The following is a 16351-nucleotide window of genomic DNA, read 5'->3' as shown; positions in this document are numbered from 1 at the left end:
TTAGAAAAGGGGGTTTAATGCAAGCTCAAAAAGGGCCAAGCGTTTTTGGCCCTTTTGAGATATCTTAGTTAATCGTTACTTCTTTCACTACCGCCATTTCCCTGCCGAATCGGTCACCGTGATCGACAAACCCCAAACTCGCATATAAGCGGTGAGCCCCATGGTTTTCAGGATGATATCCTACTATAATTTTATTTATACCATAGGTTTCTATCATTTCATTCATCATCAGATCTGTTGCGGCTTTTCCGATGCCTCTACCTTGATGGTTTTTATCCACCATGATTCTGTAAACCCAATAAGCATCCAGTTCTTCAGGTACAGAGTTTAACATTAAAAACCCTACGATTTTATCTTCAAAATAAATGGCGAATGGTTTTAAAGTAGTTTCGAATTTCGATTGAGCAATCGAAATGGCATTAGGCTCAATAAATTCCTGTTGCTCCCTGGAAAGTTCCAGTTGACAACACTCGTACCAATTTTCTGCGTTTACTTCTGCGATTTTCACTTGATTCTTATTCAAGTATGTTCCCCTTTCAATCTACGAAGATCTTGTATTTCAGACCATAGAATCATACCATGAATTTCAAGAAATAAGGAGAGGATTTTCATTTTTAAAAATAAATAGAAAATTTCCCATCTGTCTTTAACTCTTGGAGGTACGAAGAAACCGTGGATAGGCAGCGATGGCAATCAAGCCACCAGATATTCCTGCAATGACCAATATCATAATATTGAATAAGACATCTAATATGGTTCCATCTTCTAAAATGATCTCTTTGTACCCTTCAATTGCCCAGTATTGAGGAAGTAACTTACTGATTGTTTGCATGAACTCCGGCATCAAATCGACTGGTAACCACAATCCCCCAAGCATTGCACCACCAAGAGCTATGATCTGGGTCATGGCAATACCCATATTTTCCGTTTTCACGAGTACGGCGAGCGCCATGCCCCAACCGGTTACAATAAACGCCAAAGAAATGGATAAAATGATCAGTCCAAGGGGATCCCCTAAAGGAAGGTCATACACAACGACGCCAAATCCAAATAATACAGCAATCTGAATCAACACGATCACCATGAAAGGAATCCATTTCCCTATAAAATAGCTCATGATAGGAAGTGGCGTACTGGCAATCCTCGCAACCATTCCTTTATCCCTATCCTTCACTAGTCCGATGACCATTGAAATCATAATATAAAAAGCGAACATGATGGTATAGCCTGCAATGATTTGAGTGACGACTTCTTTGTAACTCGTATTTTCATCACCTGAAAAAATGGAAACAAAGGCAATGATAAAGACGATCGGTAAGATAAATGTCCAAAACCACAAGCCTTTATCCTGTATATTTTTCTTAAATTCCATTTTGGCAATGGCCCACATATCATCCTCCCCTTTCTATGAATCTCGAAGTTGCGTTCCAGTTAATGTGAAAAAGATATCCTCCAGTTTCGGTTGATATAACTCTAGCCTTCTTGGCAAAATGTTATAGATGCGGAACTCGGCAATCAATTTTTCCAATGTCATCAAAGGATCATCACTTCGCAGAATAAATCCGTTTCCTTTCGATTCGACCTCTCCATGTTTGGATAAACCAACATTATCTAAACCTTCTCCGGAAACAAACAATGACGGTTTATTATATTTTTGCTGCAACTCACCCAGAGATCCACATTCAATTAATGAACCTTTATCAATCAGTCCGATGCTGTCACAAAGCTGCTCTACTTCCTCCATATAGTGACTCGAATAAATGATTGTACTTCCCTTCTCTTTTAGTTCATGTATGAATGAAAAAATTGAGTTTCTTGATTGAGGATCAATTCCCACTGTCGGTTCATCCATGATGATAATGGAGGGAGCATGTAGAATGGCACAGCCAATGTTCAACCGGCGCTTCATCCCCCCTGAAAAGGTGCTGACTTTATCTTTCCCTCGTTCTTCTAAACCGATTTGTTGTAACACTTTCCCGGTTCGATCTTGAAGGTCTTTTCCTTTCAGACCATAAAGGCTACCAAAATACAATAAATTATCCTTGGCAGTAAGGGATTCTTCCAAACAGATTTCTTGAGGTATGTAGCCGATCAGCTTTTTTACCTTTACTCTATCTTTCTTGACAGATAGGCCCTGGACATTGATGTCCCCATTAAAGTTTTGCAATACACCGGAAAAGATTTTCATCAAAGTGGATTTTCCCGCACCATTGGGTCCTACAAGGCCGAAACAAGAGCCTTCCTGAATCGAGAAATGAATGTCGTTTAGCGCTTGAAGTGAATCATATCGCTTGCTTACGTTATCAACCATGATCATGAATATACCTCCTCCAAACAGTTCCTCATAATAATAAGATGTACGAATCATAATTGGTAAAAGTTTCAACTAATAGTAAGAAACGAAAGAAATAGGAGTGGGATTATCTTCCACTCCTTTCGTTTTTCAATATCTCTCGGATGAATTGACAACGCCAGCCCCTTCGAATTGAAAGCAGGTAGGTGTTATTGATACATAGTTATTCTCGTTTGAATCATTTCATGCCTTGTACCGTATTTAAACCCCTAGATGAAGGTCGTTATGAATAACAACAGCCTTTATATTACTCCTTCACTTTCAATCCCAATAAGCTTGCAAACCCGATCGCCTGCTCAGGTGAAATTTCACAACCGGAAAGATTTTCAAGAGCTACATTGATGCGTGTAAACTTGCAAGTACTAATATCGATACCCTTGAGGTCAGTTTGAGTGAAGTCAATATCATTAAGATTGCACTGATTAAAGCTGACCTTAAGCAGTTCACAGTCAGAGTAATTGGCATTTTGTAAAAAGGTCTCGTTAAATATTACTTGTTTTAATCGTGTTTCAACAAAGTCACTCATATTCGCCAGGCACTCTTCAAAACGGACATTTCCTAAATGAGCACCGGTAAAATTCACACCCAATAATTTGCATTCTTTGAAGATGACCCGATGAATGATTCCTTCACTGAAGTTTGCATTCGACAGGTCACAGTTTTCAAACACAACATCTGTCATGTCGATACGGGGCAAAGATGCACCGGTGAAGGAGACATTTTTAAACATGACTTTTGAAATCACGAGCTGATCGATTTCTTCCCCTTCCAATCCTATATTTTCGATCAAACCATTTGATAGGAACGGATCTTCTTCATAAAAGATATCTTGAAAATTGGCAGAGCTTAAACGAGCAGGGATTTTTGGGTCTTCGATTTTAAATTTGTGGGCCATGATTACACCTCGGATTATCTTCATTTTGTATAAAGAAACTATATCATGAAGAAAATTGAATTGTAGTCTTGGATTTTTATTAGGTGTGTGTCTCGCCATGATGTTAGTCGTCAAGTTTATAGTATGGAGCATTGTTGAATGAAAATAATCGATTTCCTCTCTTATATATTTCAAGTACAATAAGGTGGAGTAATAAGAAATGGGGTGTTCCTTATGAAAATTACAGAAACAAATCGCCTCTCCCTTAGATGGGTGGAGGAGTCGGATGCAGGATTTATTTTAACATTATTGAATGAGCCTGGATGGCTTCAATACATTGGAGATAAAGGGGTTCATACTTTAGAAGATGCAAATCTTTATATTTTGAATGGTCCGAGAGCCATGTATGCCCAAAAAGGATTTGGATTATTCTTGGCAGAACGAAAACTTGATCATACACCAATCGGTTTGTGTGGACTGATTAAGCGAGACGGACTGGAAGACGTGGATATTGGCTTTGCCTTTCTATCTGCCTATCAAACTCAGGGGTATGCGTATGAAGCTGCATGCGCTACGGTGGAGTTTGCTAAAGAATCGGGGATTAAACGGCTCGTAGCGATTACGTCAAAAGATAATGAACCTTCTTCTAAACTTCTTGAAAAGTTGGGTATGACGTCTGACGGTTATGTGACATTGCCCAATGATACAGAAGAATTGAAAAAATACGGATTGAAAATCTAACTAAAAGGAAATGTACTAAACGTAATTCACGTTTTCTCATATCGAAAAGAGCTGGGTCATAATAAATCGACAGCTCTTTTCCATACCCTATACCGGGTAAGCGTATCTATTCGTATAATTTCTTTAATTCTTCCAAAACATAGTTTTCCCTTTTGATCCATCGATTGTTCTCATACTTGTCCATCAGCCTCTCATTCCCGTCAATGGCTTCATCCAAGGTGATCCATCGGGGAGCCATTTCCAACTCCGACTCGTATTCCTCTAATTGTTGAGGTATTTTATCAAAGTCTGATAGTTCGCAATGAAAATAATGTGAAGTCATTTCGAATATTGTATCTTCATCATATAAGTCCAGATGCCTTTGTATCACGATACCTACAGGCTCTTTAACCTGACAGTGTATGTAGCCGGTCTCTTCGGCCACTTCCCTTATCAGGGCAGCAGGCAGACTTTCATCTTCTTCGACTCCTCCTCCTGGAAATTTATAATCTCCCCTGTTGGAATGCATAAGAAGAATTTTACCATCTTGTATGATGACTGCCTTAACGGCGGTTCTATATTTCATTTTGTATTCAGTTACCAAGCTTTTGGGTTTTCCTAATTCAGTTTCAAACAAGGTTGTCTCACTCTCCCTTCTACTATGTTGATTTATTTCCTATTTGTTTTCAATCAATCCAATCCCAACACCGGTGGGGTCCACTAAGTACGCAAGGAAAAAATGCTCGAATTCCATCCTGTCTCTTACCACCATTGCCCCATTTTCTTTAGCTGCAGAAATGGTTTCTTCAATGGATTCTACTTCAATTTGAATTCGTGTACCGTGTGGATGATCATGGGGTCCCTTGCTAATCCCCCCATTTATTCCATCTTTGTGTCCGGTCGAGACTGTATGGTAGTCCCACTTGGGTTCATCCACTTCCCACCCGAAAACATTCGAATAAAAGGCTGCTGCTTTTTCTGGAGCCTGACTGCTTATTTCAAAGCCAACCACTTTTCCATTTCGATTTTTCACATTCATTCCCTCCACATTTCTTATCATGTTAAATTGACCTCACTTAAAGATGATCCCTGATACCATTACGCACTATTTACAATTCGACAAAATTTCCCATTGTCCTTCAAGCGAATAATGTTTTGCAAAGAAAGAGGTTTGGACAAAAGAGTTTAGTTAAAAGAAAATCCGAACGATCATTCGAAATCGTTCGGATTTATCATTTAGCTGTTTACGTAAATACAGTTGGTTTTGAATGTAGTGAGTAGTGGTTGATTACAGCGAGAGTTGCTCGCTTTCCGCGGGGCTGGCGGTGAGCCTCCTCGGGCTAAAGCCCTGCGGGGTCTCACCTGTCTAGCTACGGCGGCTAGCCCCTCGAGGTCATAAGCTAAATGGGCATAGAAGGCAAAAGACGCCTTCTATGCCCATTTAGCTTATGCTTGGCGGGGCTAGGCGAGCCGCCTCCGCTTTTCTTACTGTCCAGCGTTTCCCGCAGGAGTCGAGCAACTTCCGTTCCAATCAACTTTCCAAGCTTAAGTGTTTAACTATAACATTGTAGAGTCCCCCATTTCATACACCAACTCTTATCTTATAAAGTTCCAATGATCAATTACCAATTACCGTTACTTATACACATACTCTTACTTACCTGATGAGAATGACTCATTATGCTCCGAATGATCGAACATCCGAAACTATAAAGTCTTTGTATGAATAACAACCATAGTGTAACGGGCCTTTTAATATTTTTGCTAAAGTTTAAACACTGTAGAGAGCAGGATCTAGCTTTTGATTGGAGTGCAAGACGAAGACTCCTACGGGAAAAGCGGAATAGGTAAGACCCCGCAGGAGCGTTAGCGACGAGGAGGCTTGCCTTCCGCCCGAGGAAAGCGAAGTCTTGCACGGAAATCAAAAGCGGTGTAACAAGAGATCCTACCTAATTTTTATTGATCGTCTTTAGAGAAGATGTATTTAGATATGTCCCAGTCTCACACAAAAGTCTGCATCAAGTAGACAGGAAGGAGTTGTTTTTCAGGCGTTTCGTATTCCTATATATTCAGACTGTGGCCTGAATATTGTATTATTTTCAGCCTGCTCCAATACATGGGCTGTCCAACCAACGATGCGAGCGGCCGTAAAAGTCGGTGTGAATAGATCAGTTGGCAGATTAATCGATTTCATGATGGCTGCTGCATAAAATTCTACATTGGTGTACAGAGATCTTCCCGGCTTCAATTCAGCTAACAATTCAATCGCCTTCTTCTCGACAAATATTGCCAGATCCAAAGAGGAATCACCACCCTTATTTTCTAGCAGCTTTGTTCTTAAAGCAAGGGCTCTTGGATCATGAGTCTTATATACCCGATGACCGAATCCCATCAGCTTCTCACCTTTCAGCAATTTTTCTCTAATGATTGTTTCGGCTCTTTCAGCCACACCTATTTCGTTCAATAAATCAATGACCCCGGATGGTGCCCCACCGTGGAGGGGTCCTTTCATTGTCCCGATCGCTGAAGTGATGGCTGAAACAAGATCAGATTCCGTTGATGCCGTGACTCTTGCCGAGAAGGCCGAAGCATTCATTCCATGTTCCATCGTAAGTACCATATACGTTTCAATTGCATCCGCAACTGCCTTAGACGGCCTTTTTCCTGTTAGCATAAATAGATAATTCTCTACATGGCTTAACTCGGTATCACTCTCAAATAAAGGTCCACCCATCAGCATATTAAATCGATGGGCAATGATGGTCGGTATGACAGCTGTCAATCGCAAAGATTGCTCTATTGTCGGCTTCCAGTTGTATTCTGATCCTCCTATGGAAGAGATAACCGTCCTTAATACACTCATCATATCCATTTCTTCTGGTAGTGAATGAAGAATTTCCTTCATTGCAGGTGTCAGAGTGCGATAGGTGCTCAATTTCTTCTTGATTTCCACTGCATCCTCCTTTTTCGGAAGATCCCCATACCACAACAAAAACGCAGCTTCTTCAAATGACAGATGACCGAGATCTCCGATTTCATATCCCCTATAAATGAGGACACCTTCATTTCCATCAATGTGACTGATCGACGTTTGAGCTGCCACAATCCCTTTTAACCCTTCACTAAACATTCCCAACATCCCCTTTTCGCTTAATTACAATGATTGTATAATGGATTTATAATTAAGAAAATTAAATATATTTAATTGAATTGATTACATTTTATAATAAGGGGTGGGTCTAGTGGATTTGAGTATTATTAAAACATTTATTATTGCAGCTGAATTCAACCATTTCAGGAAAGCTGCCGAGCGATTATATATTTCACAACCGACCGTCACGGTACATATTAAACAACTTGAAAAAGAACTCGGGGTGATCCTATTCGAAAGAGATGGGAAGAAAATCAAACTGACAGAAGCGGGGAGATCCTATTTACAAAATGCGAAGAGATTGATCGAGGTGTATGAGGAAGGGATTACAGATATACAATCCTTTAGTCAGGGTTACACAACCACACTTAAAATGGCTATCTCCCCCTTGATTGCTGATAATGTCCTGCCTTTTGTATTAAAGCAGTATCTTGAGAATCATCCCCAGGTGGAAATTTCGGTTGAAATCATTGAATCTGCGGAAATAGAGAAGGCGGTTTTGGAAGAAAGGGTGGATATCGGACTTTCCTGTCTCCCCTGTTTTAGTCCTGAACTTGAACAGACTCTCTTATTCTCAGATAAGGTCATTTTGGTGGCTCCTCATGATGGAAGGGATTTTGAATCAGCACCACCCCTGGACGAAGAAGAGTTATTGGCATCGAATTACTTATTGACCCACAATCACCCTTCCTATTGGGATGAACTCTGTTATACCATTAAACAATTTTATCCGACAACAAGGATGATGAGAGTTTCGCAGACACATATTACGAAACGGTTCATTGCAGAAGGACTTGGCGTATCCTATCTTCCTTCCTCTTCAGTCAGGAGAGAGCTGTTGGAAGGGAGGCTGCTAGAAGTTCATACAAGTGCTTTTCCCATGCCGGAAGCTAAGACCTTCGCACTTACAAAATACCAACATAAAACACAAAACGAATTTTTACGTTTTCTGTCCCGATTTAGAGTGTAAAAAAGGATACCATGGGCACGATTTAGTGTCCATGGCATCCTTTGGATAGATTACCTTTTTTGAAAAAGACCTGTCAGTAAGTCAGATGCTCCGAACATGTTATCTGAACCTATTTTATCGATCATTTTCCTGATTTCAATGGGATTTAATGATTGAAAGACTCTCATTAAACGTTCTTCTGTATACCCTAATCCTCCCATCAGAGATCCTTTTTTATACACTTCCCAATCAGATAGATCAGATCCGCCTAGTTTACCACCCTTATAAAAACACGTTATGCCAAAGTATCCTCCTTCCCTTAATGCTCTTTCAATTAGATTTATGTAACTTATCCTTCTGTGGGGAGCGATATGGTGAAAACATCCTGAATCGTATATGAAATCGTACTTTTCATTGGTGAGGTCACAATCAAATATATTTTGATGTAGAAAGTTGATGGTCAAATTTCTTTCATCAGCCCGTTCCCTTGCCCAATCAAGGGACGTTTTGGATAGATCGACTGCGTCAACCTCAAATCCATGTTCTGCTAAAAAAATGGCATTCCTGCCTGGTCCACAGCCAAGCTCGAGTACCTTTCCCCTTGTGATGATTCCACGGTCTATATAAGAAACTAAGTTTTCGTCGGGTGCATTTACAAAGATAGGTACTGGTTTCTCGCGGTCAGAAAAAAACTCATCCCAAAATGGTTCAGGTTCCCGTAAAAATGAATCAAGCATGGTTAATAAATCATCGTAATTACGAATACTTTCTTGCATATGGTTCCCTCCTTCATCATCTGATTACAGTATACTTTATTACAAGATTAGGTAGGTTACCACGATTTTACAAATATATTTTTTCGCGGAGGAACCAGAGGTGAAGTTTACGATTCTATCTGCTTGTATGGGTTCACAACCCCCTAATTAAGTTCCCTTTATACATATTAATGGAAGGGTATCCAAATGTGTTATCATCCAACCTGATGGATTCTGATTGAATTGAGGTAAGGGGTTGAATTCTGTTGGAATACCATTATTGTCATAATTGTTACAAAAATGAAATAAATAAAAATGCATTCGGTATGGTCGCCCTCTAAATTTTTATAAAATCAAACCAGGACTTTCTCCATGCGGATATCGGACCACATTTTTTCATTCCAATAGGTGAAATCCGGGATCCTGCCTATTACCTGATAACCCATCTGACTGTATAGCTTATGTGCCTGAGCGTTAAACTCAAAAACACCAAGTTCTATTCTGGCCAGTCCTTGTTCTTTTATTTCCTTTTCCAAATACCGGATGGCTTCATACCCTATTCCCTTCCCCCGTGCATCAGGATCGCCAATCGTAATCCCTACCCAGGCAGTTCCCCTCACTTTTTTAAATAGATGAGGGGGGTCAATCATATAATTCATTTCCCCTACAAGTTTATTTTCCACGTATATAAGAAACATAGGATGAGATTCCAATCGATCTTTCAACTCATCCATGTCCATGTTCCTACATTGCTCAAGCTCTTCCCTGTTCCGATTGGGCCGAATGAAAGGAATCAAATCGGGATGGTTATCCCATTTATTTAAAGCATTAAGGATATCACTATTTGGGTGGGTTAATTTTTCAATATGAAGATTCATGTCTCTTCCTCTCTTTCTCATCCTGTAAATATGGTGAAATGACCACGGAATGTATCAGGTGGACAATTGTTAGAATATTCAAACTTAAATGTATATAGCTTCATACACGTTTATGTTATGCTTAAAGTAGAATAAAGGCAATATTTTCTTGGGACGAGAGGTGAGGATATTTGGAAGTGTTAAATGATGTGAAGCTCGCAACGTTACAGAAAGGTCATATTTTCTACCCCTTTCAACAGGAGGAAGCCTACATTCGAAATCTGATGTTATTTATTCGGGCTGGCTTGGAAAACAATCAACATATGCTTATTATTGAAAGCATGAGAAATATCACCAAGGTCAAGCATAGAATGAACAGATTGTATACAGAGGAACAGCTCTCATCCATTTCATTAGTTGATAATTTTGACTACTATTTTTTAAACGGGGATTTTAACACTCAGCATATTCTCAACGCTTTCCAGAAGGATCTCTCTGTCATAAAGAAATTGAACCCTTCCATAAGAACCTGGGGCCATGTCGAATGGATTTCGAAAGAACCGAACGCAAACTTAATCAAGGAATTTGAATCGATCGCGGATGATTATGTCCTTCAAGAAGGTATGCTATCTGTTTGTGCATATCCAAGTCACAGATTATCAAGTACGTTGACAGAAACATTGGAGATGGTTCATCAGTATGTGTTGACAGATGAGGATCTTCGATTATCCATTGCTTATAGAAGATAGTAAACTATTAAGATCCTTCTTTTACGAAGGGTCTTTTATTTTGAACTGCGCGGTGCTCTTACATTATGGTTTTACCGATAGATAGTCATCTTCAGATATCCTTCTCTATGATTCTTTAAAAATGGATCAGTTGTTTTTTCTCATGGTTCTATGAGTGACACCCCTCCAATAACTATAACTATAAGGCTTTCTATCTTTATTACAGGAGGGGCTCTTGTGAACGGAACCATAAATCCCATCAAATTGAATGAAGTCATTGAGTATGAGGATCTTTTTCATGAAACATATTCCGGAACTTCTTTAAAGGCAGGGCGCATTGTGCACATCGTGTACTGGATTAATCCCGGGGAATCTTTTATAACATATGATATCCTGGATCATAAAAAGAAATATGTGAATATTGAAGATTCCCTCTCGCCCCCATCAATCCAAAGACAGGAAATCAGCTTTGAAACGTTATTTGACCTGAAGCAACCGGTTGATATTGAGATAGCCGGGGTAAAGAGACCTTCTGTAATCGTATCGATCACCATTCATTGGAGTGAGGAAGGAACCGAGGTTTCTTATGGGGTGACTGATCGGACAGCTACAACCTATTTTGGAGTTCGGGAAGAATTGTTGGTTAAATGGAATCCACACTTACCCGCTAGAAGCTTATATACATCTCTATAAATCAAAAAGGTACCAGGGTCCTTAATCTGACCCTGGTACCTTTTTAATTTCTTACTTATAGAATACTTTGTCTACATTATATTTCGCTTGAAGTTTATTGATGATGTATGTTTCATAAATGTCACGATCCATCGCTTCCTCTACGATAGCTACATCGATTCGGTAGACTTCATCTCTGTGATTACGCAGTGGTGATACAGTATCCTCAAGATGCTTCTTCACTCTTTGTCGCAGCTTTCTGGCTTTCCCAACGAATAGAAGTTCATCATTGATATTATAAAATAAGATGATGCCTCCCTTATCTCTTGGAATTTCGTGAAGATCGATAAAGCCCTGGATACTTTTGATCTTTGGTTCTTCTGAGTCTTTTGCTTGTTTTCGTTCCGTTATGGAAATATCCGCTTGAGGGATTTGAATGTTTATCATGAATGGTCACGTCCTTTGTTTGCTCTAAGAAGTAATGGTAACACAAAAAGGATAGAATTACTATACTACGAAGTACTTCCCTGAAAAAGGATTGCCCTCCACCTCTCCATTTCCTTATGTGAATTCTTATTTTTGAACGGGAACGAGAATGTCCAGATGCTGTTTCAAATTTTCTATTGTGATAGGGAGTTGGTCTCCCTCGTCCCCATCAACATTGGCTATCATCTCATAGGTGGATTTCGCCTGAAGTTTGGTCACTTTCATATAGTGTACATGTTCACTTTCCGCTAATTCACCCAGCAGGATTTTAGGAAGTAATAAAAGGAACTTGGGAAGGGCCATATCTTTAATGATAAAGACATGAAGCTGTCCATCATTCACCTTGGCTTCCGGTGCGATGGTTTCCATCCCCCCCACAGAATTGGTCAGGGCAACAAGCATAAGAAGGGCTTCCCCTTCCCAATCATGTTCGGATTGGACTTTAAGCTCAAACGGCTGCTTCTCTTTCATTTTCTTCATTCCTTCTATTATATAGGCAAGTGGACCAAGTTTTGATTTCTGTTCAACCGGTGTGGAAAATGAAGCCTCTGCCAATGCTCCGACTGCCACAATATTGATGAAGTATCGATCATTGATCTTTCCGACGTCGGTTTTCTGGACGTGATTTTGCTTAAAGATGTCGATTGCTTCTTCAGGTTTCATTGGAATATTGAGAGCGCGTGCGAAATCGTTGACGGTACCGAGCGGGATGAGGCCGAAAATAGGCCGGTACTCCTGTTCAGCCATCCCATTGATGGCCTCATTGATCGTGCCATCCCCGCCCATCGCGGCAAGGAAATCATATCTTTTCTCACAAGCTTCCCTCGCAAATTCCATTGCGTCCCCCTCTCCTTTCGTCAATCGTAAAACAGTCTCATATCCCATCTCCTTCATCGTTTTAAGTGCATGGTCACTATATTGTTCACCCAATTCCTTCCCAGAAGATGGATTGACGATTAACATGGCTTGCTTCACACTATTTCCTCCCTTTTACATTATGTATTTATTAGGCTTTACCCTAATTGTAAAGAGAGGAATCCTTTTCCATCGCTAAAAAGCAGGGAAGCGAATTGAAAACCGATTTCCATCCTCAATATCTTCAATGAAACAACCCGGACTCTTTGGATTTCTTCATAAAAGCTTTTGTCCTTTTACTTAGCGGCCCTTTGAAAAATGTGCCGAATAGTAAAGCAATAAGGCCAAATAAGCTTAGAATTAATAGATCTCTGAACACTCTCTCCCAGACGATCCCGCCAACCGCTTCCCTCATGAGATCGATGCTATAAGAAAATGGGAGGAAGGGATGGATGGTTTGGAAAAAAGCCGGCAAAAGGGGCACGGGATAAGTCCCGCCGGCTCCTGCAATCTGCAGGACCAGAAGGACGATGGCCATCGCTTTTCCGATATTCCCAAATACCGATACCAACGTATACACCACAATCATAAAAACAATACTGATGAATAATCCGAAGCCAATAAACCAACCAGGTTCTGCGATATGAACCCCCAGGATAAAAATGTCTCCAACTGTTACAATCATGGCTTGTATGAACCCAATGCCGAGAAACGTCAGCAGTTTACCAAAATAGATTTCCCTTTCATTAAACTCATGTGGAGCGATGATTTCCGTTGCTAATAGCGAGATTAACAAAAGTGCACCTACCCAGATGGCTAACACAGTATAAAACGGGGTCATGGCAGCCCCATAATTCCGGATTGGAAATAAACTATTTTTATTTAAGACAACCGGTTCTTCAAAGAAGCTTTTCTCTGCATTGGGATCATTCCGAAGGAGATCGATGATTTCATTTATATCGGTTTCCCCCTGGATATCCCTGATACGTCCGGCAAGCTGGCTGATTTTGTCTTTTATATACGGAAATTGACTTGAAACGCTTTGGAGGGTTTCGGTTCCTTTGTCGATGTTCTTATCTGTATTAGAGAGAATCCTTTCCACTTCCGGAATGGTCCCTTGGATGTCTTGAAGGATGTTCCTTGCTTCATTCAAGGTTCCCTTTGCATTAGCTACCTCACCTAATACCGCCGGTTCAATTGTTTGTTTGTATCTTTTTATAAGTTCACCCATATCATTATCCGTTTTACGGGCACGATCTTTGATGCCCTTGATCAATTCGTTCACGTCTTGTTGCTTTGTTGTAATGAAATCATTTAGTTTCTGACCTTCATTTTGAATTTTCTGCATTTCCACTTTAACTTCTTCCAGCTGATTCAGGGCCTGTTCAATTTGTTCCTGATTTGGATTTTCTTCATTCTTCTGTAACGATTGTAAGGAACCTTCAACCGTGTCAATCGTCTGAATGGAGGAGGTAAGCTTATCAGCAATTCCCTTGTTGATGGCTTCTGCTCCACTAAGGTCTACGGAAGAGGTTTGGATTTGACCCAGGAAATCATTGACCTTGGAAGACATTTCCTGTACCTGTTCTAAACCTTCTTGAATGGTTGGAGCCAACTCATTTAATTCATTTTCAGCTTTGTTGAGAAAATCCGTTGTCCGATCGATCGTATCAAGTCCCTGATTCGTCACACGTTTCACATCTGGGATTTCATCCTGCGCTTTCTGAATGATCTTCTTGGCACTCTCGGCATCCGACAACGATTCATTCAGGGCAGCACCGATTCCCGGTAACTTTCGATCTACTGTAAATACATAATCTTCAAACCTTTTGATGTCAGGGAGGTCCTTTTGAATCTCAATTCCCAGCTCATTAAACAGTTCAAATATGGTCCCATTGACAGTAGATATAAACGAACCTGTTATTTTATCAACGATCCCACCTGCCCCGGATTCTGTAATTTTCGGTGCGATGGCATTGATCTTTTCATTTACGTAATATTCCAAGGTCGCCTTTTCAGGTTTATCGTCTATGACAGTTGCCAACTTCCCCGAGAAGTCGTCGGGAATGATGATGACTGCGAAATACTCACCGTATTCCACGCGGTCCATCGCTTTTTTTCTGTCATCAAACTTCCAGTTCATATCATCATTTTTCTTTAATTCCTTTACAAGGTCTTCCCCGATATTCAGTTTCTCCCCCTTGAGTTCCGCCCCCTTATCTTCATTCACGATCCCGACCGGAAGTTGATCGGTCTTACTGTACGGGTCCCAGGAAGCACCGATATTAAACCAGGCATAAAGAGATGGTAATAACATCAAGCCGCCTATCAGGAATGCAGCCACCCAGTTCCTGGATACATTTTTTATGTCCCTAGTGAAAATTTTCCAGATGTTTTGCATATAAATTCCGCCTTTGTCCCTAATCTGTCATTTGAAACTTAGTTTACCCAACCCGTGTTTTGCCACTACGGATGCTTGAAAATAAGTGATGATTTCGCAAAAAAAGGCCCTGACATATGAAGTCAGGTACCCTTTCCATTTTCATACTATAGGATTCAGAACCATAAATGTAGGCTTACCATCACGAATAAGGGAACTTCAACTATCTGATGTGTGTTCCGTCATAACTCTCTTATACGAACCAATCTTATTGTTCAACATTTCATTAGTAGACGATAAAGTTTGAAGCTGCTCCTGTATATTTCGTTGATGTTCTTCCAGTAATAACAATCTCTCTTCCATGGTGTGATCCCCTTCCAGGAACAACGCGGTATACTTTTTAATGGTTGATATGGGCATTTGAGTCTCCCTTAGTTTCAACACAAATTTCAGCCATTTCATATGGGATTCAGTATATTCCCTAACACCTGATGGTGATCGGTCTGGAGTGATGATTCCTTCTTTTTCATAATAACGAAGGGAGTGCGGAGTGACCCCCAGTTCTGAAGACGCTTCACTAATACTATACATTCCGCTTTCCTCCAATGCATAAACAGTTGACTTAGAGTCCACTCTAAGCTTTAGGATTGTAGTGTAACATAAATAGTCAGGAGGAGAAAATATGAACTACACAGTCATTACTGGAGCAAGCTCGGGAATCGGATACGAGGCATCACTTGCCTTCGCAGCCAGAGGGAAGAATATCATAGCTGTCGCCAGACGAGAGGGAAAATTAAGTGAGCTGAAGAATGAGATTACGGCTGCATACCCAGAGGTTGATGTCATAATCATGCCTGTGGATTTGTCCATCAGCGAAAACGTCTACCAACTTTATGAAAACTTGAAACAATACCAGATTCAAACGTTGATTAATAATGCGGGATTTGGGAACTTCGATTCCGTATCTGAGCAGAATCTTACAAAAATCCAAAATATGTTGAACCTTAATATAGAGGCATTGACCTTATTATCTTCCCTATTTGTAAGGGATTATGAACATGTAGCCGGTACTCAACTGATCAATGTTTCTTCAGGTGGTGGATACACAATTGTTGCAGATGCCGTAACTTATTGTGCTACGAAGTTCTATGTGAGTGCATTCACCGAAGGGCTCGCACAGGAGCTTGCTTCAAAAGGTTCACAGATGAAAGCGAAAGTATTGGCACCAGCAGCGACAGAAACCGAGTTCGCCCAACGATCATTTGATGTACCTGATTTCAATTATGATGGCACTGTGCCGCAATATCATACAGCAAAGGAAATGGCACAATTCATGTTGGATCTGTATGACAGTGACAAAGTGGTGGGGATTGTTAATGGAGAGACATATGAGTTCAATCTAATGGATCCCATTTATCCATATGCCAATCGGACATCTAAATAGTGACCTAATCTTCTTACAGTATCACGAAGGATCTTTTCTTCGTGGTACTGTCATTTCTTCCCGTCATTATGACATACGTGAATCCCCCATTTCCCCTTTGATCTATACTTCCTAATTAAATGGTTTA

At 40.4% G+C, this 16351-nt stretch carries 18 protein-coding genes; 5 read left to right on the top strand and 13 right to left on the bottom strand.

The window, feature by feature from the left end; all coding sequences use genetic code 11:
- Window positions 1-64: 64 nt before the first annotated feature.
- The 4 genes from M1J35_RS13835 to M1J35_RS13820 form a co-directional block, all read right to left on the bottom strand.
- Window positions 65-523 (bottom strand): GNAT family N-acetyltransferase, encoded by a 459-nt coding sequence (locus tag M1J35_RS13835; protein ID WP_254651493.1) that lies wholly within the window; start codon window positions 521-523, stop codon window positions 65-67.
- A 123-nt stretch (window positions 524-646) separates the two neighbouring features.
- Window positions 647-1390 carry an ABC transporter permease gene (locus M1J35_RS13830; protein ID WP_254651492.1) on the bottom strand — a complete coding sequence of 248 codons (744 nt, stop codon included), beginning with the start codon at window positions 1388-1390 and terminating at the stop codon, window positions 647-649.
- A 15-nt stretch (window positions 1391-1405) separates the two neighbouring features.
- Entirely contained in the window at window positions 1406-2317 is a 912-nt protein-coding gene (locus M1J35_RS13825) for an ABC transporter ATP-binding protein (RefSeq protein WP_254651491.1), read from the bottom strand.
- 283 nt (window positions 2318-2600) lie between these two features.
- Entirely contained in the window at window positions 2601-3248 is a 648-nt protein-coding gene (locus M1J35_RS13820; protein ID WP_254651490.1) for a pentapeptide repeat-containing protein, read from the bottom strand.
- A 213-nt stretch (window positions 3249-3461) separates the two neighbouring features.
- Between M1J35_RS13820 and M1J35_RS13815 the strand changes: the two genes are divergently transcribed.
- Window positions 3462-3968, top strand: a complete 507-nt coding sequence (locus tag M1J35_RS13815) for a GNAT family N-acetyltransferase (protein ID WP_254651489.1) — start codon at window positions 3462-3464, stop codon at window positions 3966-3968.
- 106 nt (window positions 3969-4074) lie between these two features.
- Here the strand turns inward: M1J35_RS13815 and M1J35_RS13810 are convergent, their stop codons facing one another.
- The 3 genes from M1J35_RS13810 to M1J35_RS13800 form a co-directional block, all read right to left on the bottom strand.
- Window positions 4075-4533, bottom strand: coding sequence for an NUDIX hydrolase (locus M1J35_RS13810; protein WP_254651488.1), 459 nt, complete (start codon window positions 4531-4533; stop codon window positions 4075-4077).
- Between the two features lie 90 nt (window positions 4534-4623).
- Window positions 4624-4980 carry a VOC family protein gene (locus M1J35_RS13805; RefSeq protein WP_229595161.1) on the bottom strand — a complete coding sequence of 119 codons (357 nt, stop codon included), beginning with the start codon at window positions 4978-4980 and terminating at the stop codon, window positions 4624-4626.
- Window positions 4981-5991: 1011 nt separating this feature from the next.
- A complete protein-coding gene (locus tag M1J35_RS13800) occupies window positions 5992-7077 on the bottom strand; it encodes a citrate synthase/methylcitrate synthase (protein ID WP_254651487.1) in 1086 nt (361 codons plus the stop codon).
- A 112-nt stretch (window positions 7078-7189) separates the two neighbouring features.
- Between M1J35_RS13800 and M1J35_RS13795 the strand changes: the two genes are divergently transcribed.
- The gene (locus M1J35_RS13795; protein WP_061811310.1) at window positions 7190-8068 is read left to right on the top strand and encodes a LysR family transcriptional regulator; all 879 of its coding nucleotides are present in this window, start codon (window positions 7190-7192) and stop codon (window positions 8066-8068) included.
- Between the two features lie 50 nt (window positions 8069-8118).
- On the opposite strand, the gene M1J35_RS13790 is transcribed toward M1J35_RS13795, so the two are convergent.
- Both M1J35_RS13790 and M1J35_RS13785 read right to left on the bottom strand, forming a co-directional pair.
- Complete coding sequence (locus M1J35_RS13790; RefSeq protein WP_254651486.1) at window positions 8119-8823, bottom strand: class I SAM-dependent methyltransferase; 705 nt, start codon at window positions 8821-8823, stop codon at window positions 8119-8121.
- A 332-nt stretch (window positions 8824-9155) separates the two neighbouring features.
- Window positions 9156-9680 carry a GNAT family N-acetyltransferase gene (locus M1J35_RS13785; RefSeq protein ID WP_224520042.1) on the bottom strand — a complete coding sequence of 175 codons (525 nt, stop codon included), beginning with the start codon at window positions 9678-9680 and terminating at the stop codon, window positions 9156-9158.
- Between the two features lie 176 nt (window positions 9681-9856).
- On the opposite strand from M1J35_RS13785, the gene M1J35_RS13780 reads away from it, so the two are divergent.
- Together M1J35_RS13780 and M1J35_RS13775 are read left to right on the top strand one after the other, a co-directional pair.
- Entirely contained in the window at window positions 9857-10408 is a 552-nt protein-coding gene (locus tag M1J35_RS13780; RefSeq protein WP_224521088.1) for an MEDS domain-containing protein, read from the top strand.
- 216 nt (window positions 10409-10624) lie between these two features.
- Window positions 10625-11080: a hypothetical protein gene (locus M1J35_RS13775; protein ID WP_254651485.1), complete on the top strand. Its 456-nt coding sequence runs from the start codon at window positions 10625-10627 to the stop codon at window positions 11078-11080.
- Between the two features lie 51 nt (window positions 11081-11131).
- Here M1J35_RS13775 and M1J35_RS13770 read toward each other — a convergent pair whose 3' ends face one another.
- The 4 genes from M1J35_RS13770 to M1J35_RS13755 form a co-directional block, all read right to left on the bottom strand.
- Complete coding sequence (locus M1J35_RS13770) at window positions 11132-11506, bottom strand: nucleotide excision repair endonuclease (protein WP_229595151.1); 375 nt, start codon at window positions 11504-11506, stop codon at window positions 11132-11134.
- Between the two features lie 126 nt (window positions 11507-11632).
- Window positions 11633-12520 carry a diacylglycerol/lipid kinase family protein gene (locus M1J35_RS13765; RefSeq protein WP_034759582.1) on the bottom strand — a complete coding sequence of 296 codons (888 nt, stop codon included), beginning with the start codon at window positions 12518-12520 and terminating at the stop codon, window positions 11633-11635.
- A 124-nt stretch (window positions 12521-12644) separates the two neighbouring features.
- A complete protein-coding gene (locus M1J35_RS13760; RefSeq protein WP_371928761.1) occupies window positions 12645-14717 on the bottom strand; it encodes a YhgE/Pip family protein in 2073 nt (690 codons plus the stop codon).
- 282 nt (window positions 14718-14999) lie between these two features.
- Window positions 15000-15371 carry a MerR family transcriptional regulator gene (locus M1J35_RS13755; protein WP_254651483.1) on the bottom strand — a complete coding sequence of 124 codons (372 nt, stop codon included), beginning with the start codon at window positions 15369-15371 and terminating at the stop codon, window positions 15000-15002.
- Window positions 15372-15462: 91 nt separating this feature from the next.
- On the opposite strand from M1J35_RS13755, the gene M1J35_RS13750 reads away from it, so the two are divergent.
- A complete protein-coding gene (locus M1J35_RS13750; RefSeq protein ID WP_254651482.1) occupies window positions 15463-16224 on the top strand; it encodes an SDR family NAD(P)-dependent oxidoreductase in 762 nt (253 codons plus the stop codon).
- Window positions 16225-16351 lie beyond the last annotated feature (127 nt).

The organism is Rossellomorea sp. KS-H15a (genome assembly GCF_024195245.1).
Taxonomy (GTDB): Bacteria; Bacillota; Bacilli; order Bacillales; family Bacillaceae_B; genus Rossellomorea; species Rossellomorea vietnamensis.
The sequence above is the reverse complement of the archived record's forward strand: the minus strand, read 5'-3'. Positions and strand labels throughout refer to the sequence as shown.

Excerpts from the sequence above, each read along its gene's own strand:
- M1J35_RS13830 (WP_254651492.1), bottom strand. The coding sequence starts at position 1,390 with ATGTGGGCCATTGCCAAAATGGAATTTAAGAAAAATATACAGGATAAA.
- M1J35_RS13825 (WP_254651491.1), bottom strand. The coding sequence starts at position 2,317 with ATGATCATGGTTGATAACGTAAGCAAGCGATATGATTCACTTCAAGCG.
- M1J35_RS13820 (WP_254651490.1), bottom strand. The coding sequence starts at position 3,248 with ATGGCCCACAAATTTAAAATCGAAGACCCAAAAATCCCTGCTCGTTTA.
- M1J35_RS13815 (WP_254651489.1), top strand. The coding sequence starts at position 3,462 with ATGAAAATTACAGAAACAAATCGCCTCTCCCTTAGATGGGTGGAGGAG.
- M1J35_RS13810 (WP_254651488.1), bottom strand. The coding sequence starts at position 4,533 with ATGAAATATAGAACCGCCGTTAAGGCAGTCATCATACAAGATGGTAAA.
- M1J35_RS13800 (WP_254651487.1), bottom strand. The coding sequence starts at position 7,077 with ATGTTTAGTGAAGGGTTAAAAGGGATTGTGGCAGCTCAAACGTCGATC.
- M1J35_RS13790 (WP_254651486.1), bottom strand. The coding sequence starts at position 8,823 with ATGCAAGAAAGTATTCGTAATTACGATGATTTATTAACCATGCTTGAT.
- M1J35_RS13785 (WP_224520042.1), bottom strand. The coding sequence starts at position 9,680 with ATGAATCTTCATATTGAAAAATTAACCCACCCAAATAGTGATATCCTT.
- M1J35_RS13770 (WP_229595151.1), bottom strand. The coding sequence starts at position 11,506 with ATGATAAACATTCAAATCCCTCAAGCGGATATTTCCATAACGGAACGA.
- M1J35_RS13760 (WP_371928761.1), bottom strand. The coding sequence starts at position 14,717 with ATGTTATTACCATCTCTTTATGCCTGGTTTAATATCGGTGCTTCCTGG.
- M1J35_RS13755 (WP_254651483.1), bottom strand. The coding sequence starts at position 15,371 with ATGTATAGTATTAGTGAAGCGTCTTCAGAACTGGGGGTCACTCCGCAC.
- M1J35_RS13750 (WP_254651482.1), top strand. The coding sequence starts at position 15,463 with ATGAACTACACAGTCATTACTGGAGCAAGCTCGGGAATCGGATACGAG.